Origin of the sequence: Parendozoicomonas haliclonae, from assembly GCF_900174585.1 — a bacterium.
GTDB classification, from domain to species: domain Bacteria; phylum Pseudomonadota; class Gammaproteobacteria; order Pseudomonadales; family Endozoicomonadaceae; genus Sansalvadorimonas; species Sansalvadorimonas haliclonae.
Genome location: NZ_FWPT01000003.1, coordinates 212,685 through 232,188 on the forward strand (window position 1 = coordinate 212,685; position 19,504 = coordinate 232,188).

Annotated in this window: 17 protein-coding genes; 2 read left to right on the plus strand and 15 right to left on the minus strand. The window is 52.7% G+C overall.

The annotated features are described in order from the left end of the window. Positions 1–149: 149 nt before the first annotated feature. Positions 150–1,001 (plus strand): tetratricopeptide repeat protein, encoded by an 852-nt coding sequence (locus EHSB41UT_RS07370; protein WP_087108351.1) that lies wholly within the window; start codon positions 150–152, stop codon positions 999–1,001. Between the two features lie 21 nt (positions 1,002–1,022). Here the strand turns inward: EHSB41UT_RS07370 and dnaE are convergent, their stop codons facing one another. The 9 genes from dnaE to rseP form a co-directional block, all read right to left on the minus strand. Further along, positions 1,023–4,571 (minus strand): DNA polymerase III subunit alpha, encoded by a 3,549-nt coding sequence (dnaE, locus tag EHSB41UT_RS07375; RefSeq protein WP_415837452.1) that lies wholly within the window; start codon positions 4,569–4,571, stop codon positions 1,023–1,025. A 58-nt stretch (positions 4,572–4,629) separates the two neighbouring features. Then, complete coding sequence (gene rnhB / locus EHSB41UT_RS07380; protein WP_087108353.1) at positions 4,630–5,256, minus strand: ribonuclease HII; 627 nt, start codon at positions 5,254–5,256, stop codon at positions 4,630–4,632. Then, a complete protein-coding gene (gene lpxB, locus EHSB41UT_RS07385) occupies positions 5,253–6,434 on the minus strand; it encodes a lipid-A-disaccharide synthase (protein ID WP_087108355.1) in 1,182 nt (393 codons plus the stop codon). Before lpxB ends, rnhB begins: the two co-directional genes overlap by 4 nt. Then, positions 6,434–7,204 carry an acyl-ACP--UDP-N-acetylglucosamine O-acyltransferase gene (gene lpxA / locus EHSB41UT_RS07390; protein ID WP_087108356.1) on the minus strand — a complete coding sequence of 257 codons (771 nt, stop codon included), beginning with the start codon at positions 7,202–7,204 and terminating at the stop codon, positions 6,434–6,436. Before lpxA ends, lpxB begins: the two co-directional genes overlap by 1 nt. 2 nt (positions 7,205–7,206) lie before the next feature. Continuing rightward, positions 7,207–7,650: a 3-hydroxyacyl-ACP dehydratase FabZ gene (gene fabZ, locus EHSB41UT_RS07395; protein WP_087108358.1), complete on the minus strand. Its 444-nt coding sequence runs from the start codon at positions 7,648–7,650 to the stop codon at positions 7,207–7,209. A 71-nt stretch (positions 7,651–7,721) separates the two neighbouring features. Further along, entirely contained in the window at positions 7,722–8,759 is a 1,038-nt protein-coding gene (lpxD, locus tag EHSB41UT_RS07400) for a UDP-3-O-(3-hydroxymyristoyl)glucosamine N-acyltransferase (RefSeq protein ID WP_087108360.1), read from the minus strand. Positions 8,760–8,781: 22 nt separating this feature from the next. Further along, a complete protein-coding gene (locus EHSB41UT_RS07405) occupies positions 8,782–9,300 on the minus strand; it encodes an OmpH/Skp family outer membrane protein (protein ID WP_133060430.1) in 519 nt (172 codons plus the stop codon). Between the two features lie 250 nt (positions 9,301–9,550). Beyond that, on the minus strand, positions 9,551–11,881 hold the full coding sequence (bamA, locus tag EHSB41UT_RS07410; RefSeq protein ID WP_087108364.1) for an outer membrane protein assembly factor BamA: 2,331 nt from the start codon (positions 11,879–11,881) through the stop codon (positions 9,551–9,553). 45 nt (positions 11,882–11,926) lie between these two features. Beyond that, positions 11,927–13,288 carry a sigma E protease regulator RseP gene (gene rseP, locus EHSB41UT_RS07415; RefSeq protein ID WP_087108366.1) on the minus strand — a complete coding sequence of 454 codons (1,362 nt, stop codon included), beginning with the start codon at positions 13,286–13,288 and terminating at the stop codon, positions 11,927–11,929. Positions 13,289–13,462: 174 nt separating this feature from the next. Here rseP and EHSB41UT_RS07420 point away from each other — a divergent pair, with 174 nt between their 5' ends. Then, entirely contained in the window at positions 13,463–14,245 is a 783-nt protein-coding gene (locus EHSB41UT_RS07420) for a methyltransferase domain-containing protein (RefSeq protein WP_087108368.1), read from the plus strand. Here EHSB41UT_RS07420 and cmoB read toward each other — a convergent pair. The 6 genes from cmoB to pyrH all read right to left on the minus strand — a co-directional run bounded on the left by cmoB (position 14,242) and on the right by pyrH (position 19,476). Then, positions 14,242–15,231 (minus strand): tRNA 5-methoxyuridine(34)/uridine 5-oxyacetic acid(34) synthase CmoB, encoded by a 990-nt coding sequence (cmoB, locus tag EHSB41UT_RS07425; RefSeq protein ID WP_087108370.1) that lies wholly within the window; start codon positions 15,229–15,231, stop codon positions 14,242–14,244. The two genes, EHSB41UT_RS07420 and cmoB, sit on opposite strands and share 4 nt — an antisense overlap. 21 nt (positions 15,232–15,252) lie before the next feature. Further along, on the minus strand, positions 15,253–15,978 hold the full coding sequence (cmoA, locus tag EHSB41UT_RS07430; RefSeq protein WP_087108372.1) for a carboxy-S-adenosyl-L-methionine synthase CmoA: 726 nt from the start codon (positions 15,976–15,978) through the stop codon (positions 15,253–15,255). 368 nt (positions 15,979–16,346) lie between these two features. Then, on the minus strand, positions 16,347–17,171 hold the full coding sequence (locus tag EHSB41UT_RS07435; protein ID WP_087108996.1) for a phosphatidate cytidylyltransferase: 825 nt from the start codon (positions 17,169–17,171) through the stop codon (positions 16,347–16,349). A gap of 13 nt (positions 17,172–17,184) precedes the next feature. Then, complete coding sequence (gene uppS / locus EHSB41UT_RS07440; RefSeq protein WP_087108375.1) at positions 17,185–17,967, minus strand: polyprenyl diphosphate synthase; 783 nt, start codon at positions 17,965–17,967, stop codon at positions 17,185–17,187. 94 nt (positions 17,968–18,061) lie between these two features. Then, positions 18,062–18,619, minus strand: a complete 558-nt coding sequence (gene frr / locus EHSB41UT_RS07445) for a ribosome recycling factor (protein ID WP_087108377.1) — start codon at positions 18,617–18,619, stop codon at positions 18,062–18,064. A 128-nt stretch (positions 18,620–18,747) separates the two neighbouring features. Further along, a complete protein-coding gene (pyrH, locus tag EHSB41UT_RS07450) occupies positions 18,748–19,476 on the minus strand; it encodes a UMP kinase (RefSeq protein ID WP_087108379.1) in 729 nt (242 codons plus the stop codon). Between the last annotated feature and the right edge of the window lie 28 nt (positions 19,477–19,504).

A 19,504-nucleotide genomic window follows, 5' to 3' on the forward strand; every position in this document is an offset into this window, starting at 1 on the left:
GGATATAAGACAGAAGGCAATCTATCGCCGAAAGGTGTATTTGCTCATTATCATGACTGCCCCGTCATAAGGCCCAAAGCTTATACGACAGAAGATGTTATCATCCCGTCAGCCCCGAAAAATAATAAGCCCCACTCAGGGAGGATCGGATGCCAAGGGTTAGAAACTTTTTCCGCCAGCGTACCTTGCCACTGCTGATGGTCAGCATCTTTCTGACGGCCTGTACCGTCACCCCCGTTTATATGGCCGAGCTGGGCACCCGAGAGTTTGCTCGCCATGAAGACCTGAAGGGCAAGCTCAGTAATGCCATTATCGATGAAGAGGGGGATATGCTGACGCTGTCTGTTCGCGCTGTGGCCGAAGGTCGCACCCAGGAAGCCGAACAGTTTTATCTGCAGGGTTACCAGAACCCCAACTTTGGCCCGGAAATCAAGGCCATTGCCCTGCACCAGATCGCCATGATCTACAAAAGCAGCTACAACGCTGACAGGGATTACCAGAAAGCGATCAACTACCTCAACAGGATCGTCAATGAATTCCCGCAATCCCGGGGAGCGGAATATGCCCAGGTTCAGATAGCAAAGATCAAAACCCTGCAGGCCAATCCAATCAGCCTGACACCGGCGGAGAAGCTGGCAGAATGGGAGCTGACCGCCGTCAATCTCCAGTCAAAGTACGATCAGCTTGATCAGGATATGAACCCTTTGTCACGCCGTGCCGTGGTGAAGAACCGTACAGCTGAAGCCCTTGAGCTGTACACCCTCGTCTACAACGAGTCCGGCATGCCTGCCGACTTCCGTGCCGCAGCGCTCTATCAGAAAGCGTTGATTCTGGTGAACCGGGAGGAATCCGGCCCCAATGATCGCCATGTTGCCCTGTTAACGCTAAGGCAGATTATCAGCGAATTTCCCAAGACCCGGTATCGGAAAGGGGTAGAACGTCATATCAATGATCTGCTCAACAGGGATCGGGAGACCCTGAAGAGCAGCCAGCAAGGTTAAACCAAAGCCTCAAGGTGCTGATCAGTGGTATAGCACCTTGACCCGCTCCTTACCGTAGCGATCCTTCAGCAACTGCACCAGCTCGTCAGCCGGGCTGATCGACCACTGTTCACCCAGCTGGATACGCCCTCGGGCATCTTCCTTCTCAAACTGGATAGCCACAGGAATGGTTCCCCGGTGATCACCCAGCAGGCGCTGCAATTCCTGAGTGTACTGGCCGCGACAGTCAGCCACATCCATCCCCACTTCCAGCTCTTTCACATATTGGGTACGGGCTTCTACCAGACTCAAGACCCGGCGGGCATTGGCTTTCAGAGAGCCTGAGTAGTCATCAAAGCTGACCTCACCCTCGACCACCACCAGAGTATCTTTTACCAGCAGGTGTTGATGCTTCTGGAAAGCTTCCGCAAAAACAGAGACCTCAACCCGGCCACTACGATCATCCAGAGTCAGGAAGCCCATCTTGTCGCCGCGCTTGTTTTTCATCACCCGCATATTGACAATCAGGCCGGCAATATTGATGGTGTCCCGAGCCGGTTGCAGATCAGTAATCCGGTTACGGACAAAATGCCGTATCTCGTGTTCATACTCATCGATCGGATGACCGGTCAGATAGAGACCCAGAGTCTCCTTTTCACCACGCAGACGCTCTTTATCCGGCCACTCACGAGCGCCCATATATTTCTCATAAGGATTCTCATCTTCGGCTGGCGCCAGGCCGCCGAACAGATCACCCAGACCACCGGCCTCGCTTCGCGCTGATTGTTCAGCCGCCTTGACAGCCTCTTCCATAGAGGCATCCAGAATAGAGCGATTCTGATTGAGCTTCTTCATACCCGGGCAAGGCCCCAGCTTATCGAAGGCACCGGAGCGAATCAAAGCTTCCAGGCAACGTTTGTTGACCTTCTTGCTGTCAATACGGGCACAGAAATCAAACAAATCTTTGAAGTCCCCCCCCTCTTTCCGCGCAGCAACGATGGCATTGATCGGACCTTCACCCACACCTTTGATGGCACCCAGACCATAAACAATCTGGCCATCGTCGTTGACATCGAAAAGATAATCACCGCTGTTCACATCCGGCGGCATCACCGCCAGTTTCATATTACGGCACTCTTCGATCAGAGTAACGACCTTGTCGGTGTTCTGCATATCCGACGACATAACCGCCGCCATAAACTCGGCCGGGAAGTATTTCTTCAGCCACAGCGTATGGTAGGAAACCAGAGCGTAAGCCGCAGAGTGGGACTTGTTAAAACCGTAACCCGCGAACTTTTCCACCAGGTCGAAGATCTTCATGGCCAGCTCGCCATCAATCCCCTGAGCGACCGCACCGGCTTCAAAACCGGCCCGCTGCTTGGCCATCTCTTCCGGCTTTTTCTTACCCATGGCCCGGCGGAGCATATCCGCGCCACCCAGCGTATAACCGGCAAGCACCTGAGCAATCTGCATAACCTGTTCCTGATACAGGATAATGCCGTAGGTCGGCTGCAGAATCGGCTTCAGCCACTCGTGCTGCCACTGCACATCCGGGTAGGAAATTTCCTCCCGACCATGCTTACGGTTGATGAAGTTGTCCACCATGCCCGACTGCAGCGGCCCCGGACGGAACAGGGCCACAAGTGCGATAATATCTTCAAAACAGTCTGGCTGAAGGCGCTTAATCAAGTCCTTCATACCGCGAGATTCCAACTGGAATACTGCAGTTGTTTCTGCGGCTTTCAGCAGGTTGTAGGCGCCCGGATCTTCCAGGTTGATCTGCATAATATCGATCGGCTCTTTCCCTTCCTTTTGCAGGCGGGGATTAATCATCTTGAGCGCCCAATCGATAATGGTAAGAGTCCGCAGGCCAAGAAAGTCAAACTTCACCAGACCCGCGTATTCCACATCGTTCTTGTCATACTGGGTTACAAGACCCTGACCGTTTTCATCACAGTAGAGCGGTGAGAAATCACTCAGCTTGGTCGGGGCAATAACCACACCACCGGCATGCTTACCGACATTTCGGGTAATCCCTTCGAGCTTGAGAGCCATCTCCCAGACTTCCCGGGCATCCTCATCATTCTCAAGAAATTCACGCAGCGGTTCTTCCTGATCGTAGGCCTTATTCAAAGTCATACCGACTTCAAACGGAATCATCTTGGAGAGCTTGTCGGCCATACCATAGGACTTACCCATCACCCGGGCTACGTCCTTAACCACACCCTTGGCCGCCATGGTTCCGAAGGTAATAATCTGGGAAACCGCCTGACGACCATAAGTACGTCCGACATAGTCGATAACCTTGTCCCGGTTCTCCATACAGAAGTCGACGTCAAAGTCGGGCATGGATACCCGTTCCGGGTTCAGGAATCGCTCAAACAGCAAATCATATTGCAGAGGATCGAGGTCGGTAATTTTCTGCACATAAGCCACAAGGGAACCGGCACCGGAACCACGACCTGGACCCACCGGGATACCGTTATTCTTCGCCCATTGGATAAAGTCCATTACGATCAGGAAGTAACCCGGGAATCCCATCTGGAGAATAATATCCAGCTCAAATTCCAGACGGTCGTCGTAGACTTTGCGCTTTTCCTGATAGTCCGGATCATTCTTATCAAGAATCAACTCCAGACGCTCATCCAGACCTTTTTTGGAGAAATCCCGGAAATACTCGTCCATGGTCATACCTTCCGGCACCGGGAAGTTCGGAAGGAAGTACTCACCAAGAGGAACATGAACACTGCAGCGCTTGGCAATCTCAACCGTATTGGCAATGGCTTCCGGAATATCGGCGAACAGTTCAGCCATCTCATCTGCTGACTTCAAATACTGCTCTTCAGAATAATTTTTTGGACGACGAGGGTCGTCGAGTGTGCGGCTTTCACCAATACAGACTCGCGCCTCATGGGCTTCAAAGTCATCACGGGTCAGAAACATCACATCATTGGTGGCCACCACCGGCACATCCATGCGTACAGCCAGATTCACAGCTGCATGAATATAATCTTCTTCCGCCGGACGATTGGTGCGCTGAAGTTCAAGATAGAAACGGTCACCAAACGCCTGCAGCCAATCCTGCATCAGCTTGTCAGCCAAGCCTTTATTATTGCCCAGCAACGCCTGACCGATTTCACCACGACGCCCACCGGACAGGGCAATCAACCCTTCGCTTTTGGCAAATACCCATTCACGCTTAACAATGGCCCGACCCTGATGCTGGTTTAACTGGAAACTGTCGGAAATCAGCTCCATCAGGTTTTTATAACCCTTGGTGGTCATACACAGCAGCACCAGCTGGGTTGGCGGCTCGCCCGCAATCGGGTTCTCCAGCCAGATATCACAACCACAGATTGGCTTGAGCCCCGCATATTGTGCGCCCTGATAAAAACGCACCAGCGAGCACATATTGGCCTGGTCTGTGACTGCAATCGCAGGCATCTCCATCTTGGCGACAGCACCGATCAAAGGCTTGATCCGGACAAGGCTGTCGATCAGGGAGAATTCACTGTGAACTCGCAGGTGAACAAACTGGGCGGGATGGGACATGAAGCGCTCGATATGATTAACCGGTATCCGGCTAATCATACCAGCTGCGCTGAAAGATTCGCACTGTTAGCGCACGATAAGAGGTGAAGATGAGAGCTTAAACAATGGTATCCGGAGTCAGGCAGTCACGAACCGGTTTGAAGGAACGCCGATGGATTGGGGTCACTCCGAGCTTCTGTAAAGCTTCCATATGTGCTTTGGTCGGGTAGCCTTTATGTCCGGCAATGCCATAACCGGGATAGAGCTTATCCAGCTCTTCCATTTCACGGTCACGAGTCACCTTGGCCAGGATTGAAGCGGCAGAAATCTCGGCGATACGACCATCACCTTTCACTTCGGCACGGGCGCGACAGCCAAAGTCCGGCGTACGGTTACCATCAACCAGAACCAGCGTTGGCTTGATATGCAGACCAGCAACAGCACGCTGCATGGCCAGCATGGTAGCCTGCAGAATATTCAGCTGATCAATCTCTTCCACTTCGCAGCGACCAAGAGACCAACTCAACGCCTTCTCTTTAATCTCTTCAAACAAAAGATCACGCTTCTTTTCGCTGAGCTTTTTGGAGTCATTCAAACCGAGAATCGGACGATTAGGATCAAGGATGACGGCGGCCGTCACCACTGCACCACATAAAGGCCCGCGACCGACTTCATCGACTCCGGCAATGATCTCCCGCTCAGGGACGGGCTCCGCAAACAAGCCACCTTGTTGCCACTCACTCACGAAGCTTTCTCCTGTTGATCGGCAATCACATTCATCACCACATCGGCAGCCTTGATACTGGCATCCTGACGCAGCTGAAGATGAATCGCTCGATAATGTTCCTGCAGCCGGCGATTATTCTCGGAGTCTTCCAAGGCCGCCAGCGTAGCTTTGGTTAAAGCCTCAACGGTCGCATCATCCTGAAGCAATTCCGGAATAATTTTTTCACCCGCCAGCAGATTAGGCAAAGACACGCTCTCAACGGTGACCAGCCTGCTCAGCAGCCAGAACGTCAAAGCATTCATCCGATAGCTGATCACCATCGGCTTTTTATGCAGAAGACCTTCCAGAGCGGCAGTCCCGGAAGCCATCAACAGAGCATCGGATGCCGTCATAACCTCATGGGAGCAACCATCGAACAGTTGTACAGAGAGCTCATCTGGCCGTTCCTGCAAAAGCGCTTCGATCTGAGCTCGACGCTGGCTATTGGCACAGGGAACCAGAAACCGTAGACCAGGTCGCAGCTTTTGCAGCTCAGCAGCCGCATCCAGAAACAGTGGCGCCAGCTGCTTTACTTCACCACCGCGACTACCAGGCAGTAAACCAACAACCGTATCAGCTTCATCAACACCCAGCTTCTGACGAGCTGAGGCAACATCAGGCTCCAGTGGAATCTGATTGGCTAATGGATGGCCGATAAACGTCGCTGGAACACCATACTCCTGATAGACATCCGTCTCGAACGGCAACAGGCAGAGCATATGGTCAACGCCTTCACGAATCTTCAAGATTCGCTTACGGCGCCAGGCCCAGACAGACGGACTGACATAGTGAATGGTTTTAATACCGGCATCGTGAAGCTTACGCTCCAGCGGCAGATTAAAATCCGGCGCATCAATACCAATAAAAACAGCGGGAGGCTCAGCCAGCAGGGAATCACGCAGGGTTTTACGAATATGCAGAAGTTCTTTCAAACGCCCCAGCACTTCGACCAGCCCCATAACCGACAGACGCTCCATCGGAAACAGGGTTTCAAACCCTTCCGCAATCATCAACGGGCCACCGATGCCAACAAAGCGAGCATCGGGGCAACGCTGCTTTAATTCACGGATCAACCCTGCCCCCAGAATATCTCCGGAGGCTTCACCGGCAACCAGCGCGAAAGTCAGCGGGCTGCGTGCAGGATGTGAATCAGGCATTAACGAACAATACCGCGGGTCGAACCGAGCAGGCTGCTAACAAGGACTTCAATCTGCGGAGCCTGTTCCGCCATACCCTGCAGAACCTCAACAGCTTCAGTCAGCTTCAGGTTCTGACGGTAAATCACTTTATAGGCACGACGCAGAGCACGGATAGTGTCATCACTCCAGCCACGGCGACGCATGCCTTCAAAATTCATACCATGGGCTTCAGCAGGTGAACCACTGGCCATGATATAGGCCGGAAGATCTTTGAACAGACCGGTGCCCGCAGCAGTCATACTGCCACGACCAATACGGCAGAACTGGTGCACAGTGGTGAAACCACCAAGAATAACATCGTTATCAACAACAACATGGCCGGCCAGCGCCGTATTGTTGGCCAGAATGCAGTTGTCGCCTACCAGACAGTCATGGGCAACATGCACATAGGCCATCAGCAGGTTATTGCTGCCAATTCGGGTCAGACTATTATCCTGAACCGTACCCCGGTGGAGAGTACAGCCTTCACGAATAATATTGTTGTCGCCAATCTCAAGGCGAGTCGGTTCGCCCCGGTATTTTTTGTCCTGGCACTCTTCACCCACAGAAGAGAACTGGAAAATAGTATTGTTACGACCAATGGTCGTTGGCCCTTTAATGACAACGTGGGAGTGGATCTTTGTACCGGCGCCGATTTCAACATCGGGCCCAATGGTAGTGAAAGGTCCTACCTCTACATCATCGGCCAGCCGCGCAGAGGGATGGATAACGGCACGGGAGTCGATCAAGGTCAGATTTCCTTTTTCGCACAAGTTATAACAGCAGAACTCACTATCTTACCATCAACTGAGCCCTGACAGGAAAATTTCCAGATGCCTCTTTTTTCGGCAATAAACTCGGCATGCAGATCAAGCCGGTCTCCGGGAACCACAGGCTGTCGAAAACGAACCTGATCAGCTCCGGCAAAATAATAGACGCTGTTGTCTCCGGGTTGCTTTTTGCCCATGGTAAACCCAAGCAATCCTGCCGCCTGCGCCATAGCCTCAATAATTAATACCCCGGGCATCACCGGATGTTCGGGAAAGTGACCATTAAAGAACTCTTCATTGGCGGTGACATTTTTGTAACCGTCGATGGTATTGGCATCCAGATCAACATTCACTATGCGATCGACCAGCAACATCGGATAACGTTGCGGCAACAAACCTCGAATATCTTCAATATCCAACTTCATTGCGAATCACCCTCCCTAATAACATAAAGCCGGCAATGCCGGCTTTATGCGTCCTGAATACCATGAAACAGTCAGCTGTTCTGGTCAACAGCCTTTTCCAATGCTTTCAGGCGACGAGCCATATCATCCAGCTGACGGAAGCGAACGGTATTCTTCCGCCACTCCTTCACCGGCATGGTACCAATACCCGCCGAAGACCATTCACCAGCGCTGGTGATGGACTTGGTAATCATCGCCATACCGGCAATATGTACATTGTCGGCAATGGTCAGATGCCCGGCCAGACCAGAACCACCGGCAATGGTACAGCCACTGCCAATTTTGGTGCTGCCAGAAATACCCACATTGGCAGCAATCGCCGTGTTTTTGCCAATTTCAACGTTATGAGCAATCTGGATCAGGTTATCCAGCTTCACCCCATCGGCAATCACAGTATTACCGAGCGCACCACGGTCAATCGTGGTATTGGCGCCGATTTCCACATCATTACCAACAACGACACCACCGAGCTGGGCGATCTTTACCCACTCACCGGCGGCACGGGCAAAACCAAAGCCGTCGGAACCAAGCACTGCGCCAGAGTGGATAATGCAACGCTCACCAACACTGACACCATGACACAGAGTCACATTACCCTTGAGTACAGTACCCTTACCTACCCGACTGTCACGGCCGACAAAACAGTTGCCCAGCAGACGGGCTCCCGCTTCAATAACAGCACCATCCTCAACAACGCTGCATGGGCCAACCCAGGCCTGTGGATCGACTGTCGCGGTTTCGGCAACCACTGCTGATGCATGCACACCAACCTGCTCACCATCACCTGCCTCAAACAACCGGCTGGCCTTGGCAAAACCAAGATAAGGATTCGCCATCACCAGAGCCTGGCCGGAGAACTTTTCCGCCATATCCGGCGTCAGCATGACCGCACCGGCTTTGGTTTCCGAGAGATACTTTTCATAGGCCGGATTGGCCAGAAAGGACAACTGCCCCTCGGTCGCATCCTGCAAGGTCGATAACCCCGAAATGACGCAATCAGGGTTACCCTTGATCTCCGCCTGTAAGAATTCTGCCAGTTCCGACAGAGTGTACTGCTTTACAGAAATCATCAGTTATTTCATCACCCGCAGCTTACTTAGCCAGAGTATTCAGCTTTTCAATGACTTTGGCGGTCACATCAAGACCTGGCTTGACGTAGCTTACGGTACGGGCATCAACAACCACTTCATAACCACCCTGCTCGGCTACGCTGGCAATGGCCTGCTGCAGCTTTGGTCCAAGACGGGACAGTTCAGCCTGTTCAGCCTGAGCCATTTCCTGCTCCAACGCACGGCCCTGATACTGGTAATCTTCCTGCTTGCGACGAATCTCTACCTGTACCTTGGAACGCTCGGCTTCGCTCATGGTCGCCGCATCACGCTCATAGTTGGTGATAGAGGTACGGATCTCATCTTCCAGCTTTTTCAGGTTATTTCTCTGGGTAGAGAACTTTTCCTGAGACTTCTTCATAAAAGCCTTGGCCGGTGCAGATTCCGCCAGAGCTTTCTGCATATTAACCACAGCCATGCCCGCAGCATGGGACAAAGGTGCCGCCAGTGCCAGTGCCACAACAGCTGCTTTCAAGCCTGTTTTCATAGTTGAACTTCTCAAGCCTACACTCCTGCAAATTACTGAAAGATTCCGTATTGATTATGCTTCGCTATCCCGGCTTATCTGCCCAGCAGGCGAGTCGTTACCACGATCTCGAACATATCAGAGACCTTTTTATAAGGCAGTTATGGGAGTAATACAACCGCAGACTACCCAGCCGCCCAAATAAAGAAGGGGGCAAGTGATACTTGCCCCCTTCGTGTCAGGCCATTTCAGACCCGGATTTGTTGCTTGTTTTGTAACCAGCCGATCAGAATGGTGTACCCAGAGAGAACTGGAACACCTGAGTCTCATCATCTTCGCCGGTCTTCAGCGCCTTGGCCAGACTGAAGGTCAGCGGCCCCATTGGCGTAATCCAGGTCAGACCGACACCCACACTGTAACGCAGCTCCTGCAGATCAGGTTTGTAACAGCTGGTTGCGTAAGGCTTGCCGCTGGAGTCTTTACTGGTATCACAATCTGTGGAGAAAACGTTACCCATATCAAAGAACGCAGACGTTCTCAGCTGACGCTGATCCTTGATAAATGGCAGCGGGAACAGCACTTCTGCCGTACCTTCCACCAATACGTTACCACCCAGCGGATCGTAATCACCATCCACCTGCAGAGCGCGTGGCCCCAGGGTATTGTCCTTGTAACCACGCACTGAACCGAAGCCGCCGGCGTAATAGTTCTCGAAGAACGGCAGGCGGGTGGTATCCCCATAAGCACCACCATAACCGAGACGGGTCGCCAGACGCAGGGTCAGACTCTTGGTCAGCGGTTGGAAGTACTGACCACGGTAGTTCAGCTTGTAGAAGCGCAGATCACTGCCCGGAATAGTAACTTCGGCCGACAGGCTCTGGGACCAGCCACGGGTTGGCAACAGACCGTTGTTCAACGTGGACTGATAAATACCAATATTACCGGTGAAGTTGGTGAAGTTATCACCTTCACGCGCCAGGAACTGCTGAACCTCACGAGCCGGGTCAGTACCTTCCTTCAACTTGTTATTATCAATACCCACACCGAAACGCAGGCTGGAGATCTCGGAAATCGGATAACCGAAATTCACATCCGCACCCATGGTATCGACGTTGTAGTTGGAGATATCACTGTCTTTGTAGTTGGTCTCACTGTAGTAGAGACTGTAACCACGGCTGACACCATCAACGGTGTAGTACGGATCGTTGAAGGAGAAGCTGTACAGCTTACGGGTGTCACTGGTGTTAAGCGACAGAGCCACTTTATTACCAGAACCCAGGAAGTTGTCCTGACTGATAGAACCACCCAGAATCAGACCATCGGATTGGGAGAAACCCAGACTCGCGGTAATAGAACCGGATGGCTGCTCTTCTACTGTGTAGTTTACATCGACCAGATCACTAGTACCCGGAACTGGAACCGTTTCTACGTCTACCTGCTTGAAGTAACCCAGACGACCAAGACGGGCCTTGGACTGCTCAATCTGTGCAGTATTGGCAGAAGCCCCTTCCATCTGACGCATTTCACGGCGCAGCACTTCATCTTCGGTCTTCACGTTACCGGTGAAGTTGATGCGTCTTACGTATGCACGACGGCCAGGCTCAACGAAGAAGGTGATATCAACAGTATTGTCGTCAGCGTTAGGCTTGGGAATACCAGCCACGTTGGCAAAGGTATAACCCTCATTACCGAGACGGCGAGTGATCAGCTCTTCAGTGGTGGTCATCAGCTGACGGGAGAAGGTCTGCCCATCCTTGACCAGCAGCAGCGGCTCGATTTCACCGCGCTCAACCGCCAGATCACCAGCCAGCTTCACGCCTTTAACGGTAAACTTCTCACCTTCGTCAACATTAACGGTCACGTACACACCCTCTTTATCGGGAGTGATGGAAACCTGGGTCGAGGTGATATTGAAATTGATGTAGCCACGGTCAAGGTAATAGGAACGCAAACGCTCCAGGTCACCGGACAGCTTTTCCCGTGAGTACTTATCATCGCTGGAGTACCAGGAGAGCCAGTTGCTCTTCTTCAACTCAAACAGCTCAAGCAGCTCTTCCCGATCAAATACGGATGCGCCAACAATGTTAACGTCCTTGATCGTGGAGACCTTGCCTTCTTTAACTTTGATAGTGACGCCAACCCGGTTACGGGGCATAGGCTTCACATCGGCTTCAATGCGGGCGCCGTATCGACCCTGAGCCACATACTGACGCTCAAGCTCCATACGAATCGCTTCCAGAGTCGCCTGCTGGAAGATTTCGCCTTCCGCCAGACCGGACTGTTTGAGACCGTTAAGAAGGTCCTCTGTTTTTATTGCTTTGTTGCCTTCTATCTCGATCTTGCTGATCGAGGGCCGCTCCACCATGGTTACGACCAGCACATCTCCGTCACGACCCAGCTGAATATCCTGAAAGTACCCGGTTTTGAACAGCGCTTTGGCAGCGTCAGCCACCTGCGTACCGCTGACATCATCACCAATGGCAATAGGCAGAATATTGAACACGGTACCCGCAGACACCCTCTGCAGGCCGTCAAGACGGATATCGTTTACTACAAAAGCACTGGCCTGTCCGGCTAGCATGCTTCCGGCGACAAGTGGCAGTAATAATCGCTTCATGGAATCCGTTCTTCCAGATAATGGTCTTAAATCCCCCAGGGAGGGTCACAGTCGACTCAGATCATTAAACAGGGCGATAAACATCACCCCCATAATCAATGCCAGTCCTATCCGCATTCCGAACATCTGAGCCTTTTCCGACAGAGGCTTACCTCTGATCAGTTCGATGAAATGGTACACCAAGTGTCCACCATCGAGTACCGGCACGGGTAGCAGATTGATTACCCCAAGACTGACACTCAGCATAGCCAGAAAGCCCAGAAAGCTCTCCAGACCCGATTGAATGGAGGCACCAGCAGCCCGGGCAATTGTAATGGGTCCACTGAGATTACTTACGGATACCAGCCCCGTTATCATCTTGCCCAGTGAATCCACCATCAAGATCGATAACGATGCAGTCTCTTCCATTGCCACCCCCAGTGCAGCAACCGGGCCGAAGCGGATATCTCTGACCCGCTCTTCAGGCCACGTAAAGGGACTGGATCCTGCACCAATGTAACCAATTTTGCTGCCATCGGCTAATGCTTTTTCTCCGGGCACCAGATTAAGCGACTGCTCACGTCCATCACGCAAAACAATCACTTCAACGGCCCGTTTTGGATTCACCCGAATCTCTTCAACCCACTCATCCCAGCTGGAAACGTAGCGCCCATTGATAGAGATCACTTCATCACCGGTTTGCAGGCCGGCCTGCTCAGCGGCACCACCTTCCAAAATCTGGCCAATCACCGGAGGCACCGGTGGAGACCAGGGCTGAATACCCAGACTGCGAATCGGGTTAGGCTGCTCATCACCCACCAGCCAGCGCTGCACCGGCAGACTCTTGGAAGTCGGTTGCTCATGTTCCTGCCCAAACGGACGCACGGCCAGATCAATGGAACGGGTTTCGCCTATGGAACGCATCAGCGCAATATTAATATCGTTCCAGCTGCGGGTCGTTGTGCCATCAACACCAACGATCTCAGCATCTCTATAGAGTCCGGCTTTCTCGGCAGCCGATTCCGGAGCCACATCACCAACTACCGGGACGACCGCCCGTACACCGACCATATACATGATCCACAATGCGACAATTGCCAGCAGGAAGTTGGCGATCGGGCCTGCGGCAACCACAGCAATACGTGCCAAAACCGGCTTACTGTTAAATGAGAGATGGCGCTCGTGCTCAGGAACATCATCCTCCCGCTCATCCAGCATTTTGACGTAGCCACCCAGAGGAATCAGGGCAATCACATACTCTGTGCCCTGCTTGTCGTACCAGGTAAGCAATGGCTTACCAAACCCGACACTGAACCGCAGAACTTTAATGCCACAGCGGCGGGCAACCCAGAAATGACCATACTCGTGCACACTGACCAGTACGCCCAGGGCAACAATAAATGCAAAAACTGTCTGGATGGAATCCATGCTCAGGGGAGTCTCATTAAAATCATAAGGTCAGAACGATGACCTATTTAAAATCCTGTTCGGGCAATGCTCGCATACCACCCCTTCTACTGGCAAATCCTCTATCCTTGCCGCCGCAAGAGGTTAAAGTAAAATCACCCTTTTTCCACACTGTGATCATGAAAAGAGTTTTGAGTGCTAGCTGACCGCAACTTTGACACCCTCGCCGATCGCTTCGAGCGCCAGATTTATGGAACCGACAAAGGCCGGCTGCGTACTGAGCTGATTCGGGAAGATCTCAGCCTGATCCCCTGGCTCGACAACCCGGAAGGCCAGCACATTATTGATGCCGGAGGCGGCACTGGCCTGTTCTCGGCCCAGCTATCCCAAGGTAAGGCCCTACAAGTCAGCTTGTGTGATCTGTCTGCCGAGATGCTGAAACGGGCTGAACGTAACTTTTCCGATATTGCACCGGAGACTTCAGTCAATATTATCCATGCCCCCATTCAAGAGCTGGCACAACACCAGTCGAACCCAGGTGACCTGATTCTCTTTCATGCGGTGATTGAATGGCTGGCAGATCCGAAAGCCGTTTTTGAACAACTGGCTCAACAGGTTAAACCCGGTGGCTGGTATTCCGTACTGTTTTACAACAAGCGCGCGCTGATCTGGCGTCACCTGATGATGGGCAATTTTGTCTACACCAATAATCCGGGTGCCCGCCTGCAGGGCAATGGCAAAACATTAACGCCGGATAATCCACAGATTCTGGAAGATGTGGAGCAATGGATCGAGGAAGCGGGACTGGAAGTGAAGGCGAAAACAGGTATTCGCGCAGTCTATGACAATATGCGTCCTCACGACCTCCAGCGCAGCAGCTTTGCTGACATCCTGGAAGCCGAGAGAATTTACGGCAGACAGAAACCCTATCTGGATATGGCTCGCTACATCCACATTCTGTGCCGGAAGCCGGATTAAACCTCGGCCACCACCACAGCCCGTAGTGGTGCCGGCAAGCCTTCCACGGTCATCAGCGGATCATTGGGGTCAAGGAAGTCTTTCAGCGAGTTAAAGCCCATCCACTGGGTTGGGCGCTGCTCATCCATAGTCGTACGATTAAGGTCAACCACACGAGCGTTACGGAAACCGGCACGGCGCATCCACAACAGCAGAGTATCCGGGCTGGGAATAAACCAGACATTACGCATCATCGCGTAACGATCTTCCGGCATCAGCACTTCACCCAGCACGCCATCAATCACCAACGTTTCCAGCACAACCTGACCGCCAGCTCGCAGAGAACCATAAAGCTCCTGCAGATGCTCTATTGGTGATTTACGGTGATAAAGAACACCCATGGAGAATACGGTATCGAATGCCTTTAATCGTGGCGTCACATCTTCCATCTTCAGAGGTAACAAGTGCACAGGCGCGCCGGGAGCCGCATACTTCTTAATCGCTTCAAACTGATAGAGAAACAGACGAGACGGATCGACGCCAATAACCCGGGATGCCCCCTCACCCAGCATCCGCCACATGTGGTAGCCGGAGCCACAACCCACATCCAGAATCTGACGCCCCTGCAGTGGTGCAATATGTTCGACAACCCGATCCCACTTCCAGTCGGAGCGCCACTCGGTATCAATATATTCACCAAAAAGATTGAACGGACCTTTCCGCCACGGCATCAACCCCTTCAGGGCATGATGCAACTGCTCTCGCACCGCATCAGAGAGCGGCTCATCAACGGCAGCGCCCACTGCACTTTCATCCAGCACTACACGGTCAGGCTGCACTGGCGGCAATGCATCAAGGCAGGCCAACCAGCGAGTGGTATCTCCGTGGGGAGCATTCACCAGAATTTCATGCAGATCCGGTCGCAGGGTATTCAGCCAGGGTTCCAGCCGGGTATCGACCATATCCTCAAGCAGATCGCCATAAAATCTATCAATAATATTGGTCATAGTGACTCTACCCGGAACGACTTAGCGGACAGCCAGCAGGGAACAGAAGTTAAAACCCTGATACCACGGAACAACATGAGAGAAACCGGCCTCGATCAAACGAGCCCGATGCTGCGATAGGGTTTCCGGCACCAGAACATTCTCCAGCGCCGTCCGCTTCTGACTGATTTCCAGCTCAGAATAGCCATTAGCACGCTTATAGTCATAGTAGAGATCATCAAGAATCTCCTGATGTGCGTCCGGAAAAGCCAGCTTCTCCGACAGAACCAGCGCACCACCCGGAACCAGACCATCACGAATTTTTTTCAGCAACGGCAGACGATCATCAACAGGTACAAACTGCAGGGTAAAGTTCAAGGCCGCGACGGAAGCATTCTCAATAGCCACTTCGCGAATATCACCACACACGACATCAACGGGTACACGACCACTATCGTCAGCAACAATCTCACGACAACGACTGACCATAGCTTCCGAGTTATCCACAGCGACAATACGACAACCTTCTGCCTTCACCCCATGCCGCATGGCAATTGCCGTCGCCCCCAGAGAACTACCCAGATCAAACAGCTGCGTGCCTTCTTTGGCATAACGTGCGGCGATCAGGCCAATCATGGACACCACCATGCTATAGCCCGGCACGGAACGCTGGATCATATCCGGAAATACACGGGCCACAGCCTCATCAAAGGCAAATGCGGCAATCTGCTCCTGCTGCTCGGCAAAAACACGGTCTCGATGACTCATAACGGCAATTGAACTGTCTTGGGATTAACGAAAACGGAGAAGTGAAACACAGGGAGAAAAGCAGCGCCAGCCATAGGGTGCGCTCCCAATTAAACATCGATCTCAGCATTTCCAAGAGCTTCCATGGTTAGGCGCAGCTTTGCAGGAATGCTTACTGCCTTTCAAAAAGCTGCAACGCAGCCATGGAAGCTCTTGGGAATGCCCTTCGGGTGCTCCTGAAGGCTGCCATTCGCTGCGTCAGGCTTGCTCAATGTAGGTCAACTACGATTTTCACAAACCTTCCTAACGCCTGACAGCCTTCAGAAGCACTGAGACGTATGTTTAATTGGGAGCGCACCCTAGGCGACACTCCTGTCGATTCCGCAGAATCAGCTGGCCAGCAGCCAGAATACAGAGAAGACGGGAATCGCAGCAGTCAGACTGTCGATCCGATCCATAATGCCACCATGACCTGGCAGAAGACTGCTGCTGTCCTTGATACCACGCTCACGCTTGAACATACTTTCCAGCAGATCACCCAGAACGGATACCAGACCCACCACCCAGGTCATGGCCAGCAAGCCGATGGCATGGAACAGACCCAGCTCACGATACCAGGCAACTCCCAGCGCGATCAGGGTGATAGTCAGCAGGCCACCCAGTACACCTTCCCAGGTTTTGCCCGGGCTAAGATGCGGAGCCAGCTTACGGCGACCAAAGGTCTTACCGGCGAAGTAGGCACCCACATCAGCCCCCCACACCAGCACAAAAACGTAGAGAATCAGAGCATTACCCTGCTGCTCAAACTCCGGTGTACCCTGAGACTTGAGAAACACCAGACCACCCCAGGCAGGAATCAATACCAGCCATCCGATAATCAGCTGCACTATGCGCGGCTTCCAGACCGCAAGGGAATCGGGATAACTGATAACCAGCATCACCGCAACCAGCCACCAGACCAGACCAGCCCCCAGCAGGAAACTTAACGGCAGCACAGACAGGCTGAACAAACAAAGCAGAAGCCCCCCGGTCACCGCCGCGTACAAAACTCGTTGCCAGACGGCAGAGAAGCCGGAGAGGTTGGCCCACTCCCAGGCTGCCAGAGTAATGATTGCCCCGATAAAGATGGCAAACCACTCCTGAGGCAGAAGGAACACACCACACAGCGCTACAGGGAGTAGCGCCAGACCGGTGATAACTCGTTGTTTCAGCATAATCTGTCCGTGTTCATGTGCCTGCTTCACACTGCTCACTGGTGAGCCCGAAGCGACGCTGCCGACCGGCAAATTCACGCAACGCTTTCAGGAACTCCTCCCGACTGAAGTCAGGCCAGAGAACATCAGCAAAGTAAAATTCCGAATAGGCGCACTGCCACAACAGGAAATTGCTGATGCGGTGTTCACCACTCGTTCGGATAAGCAGGTCCGGCGGGGGAAGATCCCCGGTCGTAAGATTGTTCTGTATATGCTCAGGAGTAATATCGGCAGCATTGAGAGAGCCGTCCTGAACCTGATGTGCCAGCTTGCGTGTGGCCTCGGTAATATCCCACTGCCCGCCATAACTGGCAGCAATCACCAGGGTAACCTTGTAGTCATGAGCAGTCTGCTCTTCCGCCTGGTGAATATATTTTTGAATGACCGGACTGAACTGGCTGATATCGCCAATGACTTTCAGCCGGATTTTATGGCGCTGGAGGCGTTTCACTTCACGCTTGAGGGCATGCAGAAAAAGATCCATCAACCCCCGGACCTCATCCTGAGGACGATTCCAGTTCTCACTGGAGAAGGCGAACAGGGTCAGAACCTCAACCCCGTAATCACCACAGGCTTCAATAACCTTGCGGACAGCATCCACACCGGCACGGTGACCAGCCAGCCGGCCCTTGCCATGTTTTTTCGCCCAGCGATTATTGCCATCCATAATGATGGCAACATGGCGCGGGACAACAGGCAAAGATGTTCCGGATACCGTATCAATGCTGACAGTTTCGCCAGCGGATGCTTCAGTCATAGTATTCAACGTACCATCACATCACTTCAGCCCTGACTGAAGGCGCCTGACACAAAACCAGAACGCATTCAGCCAGATTCTTAATGTCTGATGATCAGATTGCCATCAGGTCTTTTTCTTTGGCTGCCAGAGCCGCATCAACTTCAGCGATGAAGCGGTCGGTGATCTTCTGGACGTCATCCTGACCACGACGCTCGTCGTCTTCACTGATTTCTTTTTCTTTTTCCAGCTCTTTCAGGTCAGCCAGCGCATCACGACGAATGTTGCGAATCGCTACGCGGGCGCCTTCAGCTTCCTGCTTGGCCTGACGTGTGTAACCACGACGGGTTTCTTCAGTCAGTGCAGGCAGAGGTACACGAATAACCTCACCGGCAGTGGATGGGTTCAGACCCAGATCAGACTTGAGGATGGCGCGCTCAACATCAGGAACCAGGCTGCGCTCCCAAACACGGATAGCCAGGGTGCGGGCATCTTCAGCAGAGATGTTAGCCACCTGGGACAGAGGAGTGTCTGAACCGTAGTAGCTTACCTGGATGTTCTCCAGCAGGCTTGGGTGTGCACGGCCGGTACGGATTTTGGCAAAAGCGTGCTGCAGGGCATCGATACTCTTACCCATGCGGGTTTCAGCATCAGCTTTGATTTCGTTGATCATCATTCACTCCTGAAATTTCCGGCGGGATTTGCTATTCGCCATCCCACCTCAATCAATCATGTTCTATCCAGCACTCTCACTGAATGCTGCTGCAAAACAACTCTGCGGCTCTCCAGGGAGCATCCGCATCAAGGGGAAACGAGAGTCCCTTCATTCTGGCCCACTACCACATTCAGCAGCGCACCAGGCTTATTCATATTGAAGACCCGGATCGGCATATCATGGTCACGCACCAGACAGATGGCAGTAAGGTCCATAACACCCAGCTTGCGATCCAGCACATCATCGTAGGTCAGCTGGTCAAACTTGACGGCATCCGGATTTTTTACCGGATCACTGTCGTAAATACCATCAACCTTGGTCGCCTTGAGAACCACATCAACATCCACTTCGATACCACGCAGACAGGCGGCAGAATCAGTGGTGAAGAATGGGTTGCCGGTTCCGGCGGAGAAGATTACCACGTCTCCGGTATTCAGGTAACGCATTGCGCGACGACGGTCGTAACGTTCAGCCACACCGCTCATTGGAATTGCAGACATAACCCGGGTATTGATGTTGGAGCGCTCCAGCGCATCACGCATGGCCAGTGCATTCATTACGGTAGCCAGCATACCCATATGGTCACCGGTTACCCGATCCATACCGGCGGCACTCAGCGCAGCGCCACGGAACAGGTTGCCGCCACCGATCACCAGACCGACCTGCACACCAATGCCGACCAGCTGCCCGATCTCCAGAGCCATACGATCCAGAACCTTCGGATCAATACCAAATTCTTCATCCCCCATCAGGGCTTCACCACTGAGCTTAAGAAGGATGCGTTTGTATTTTGGCTGGCGATCTGTTGCGGGCATAGTTAAGTCCTGCAGCTAAATGGAGAGT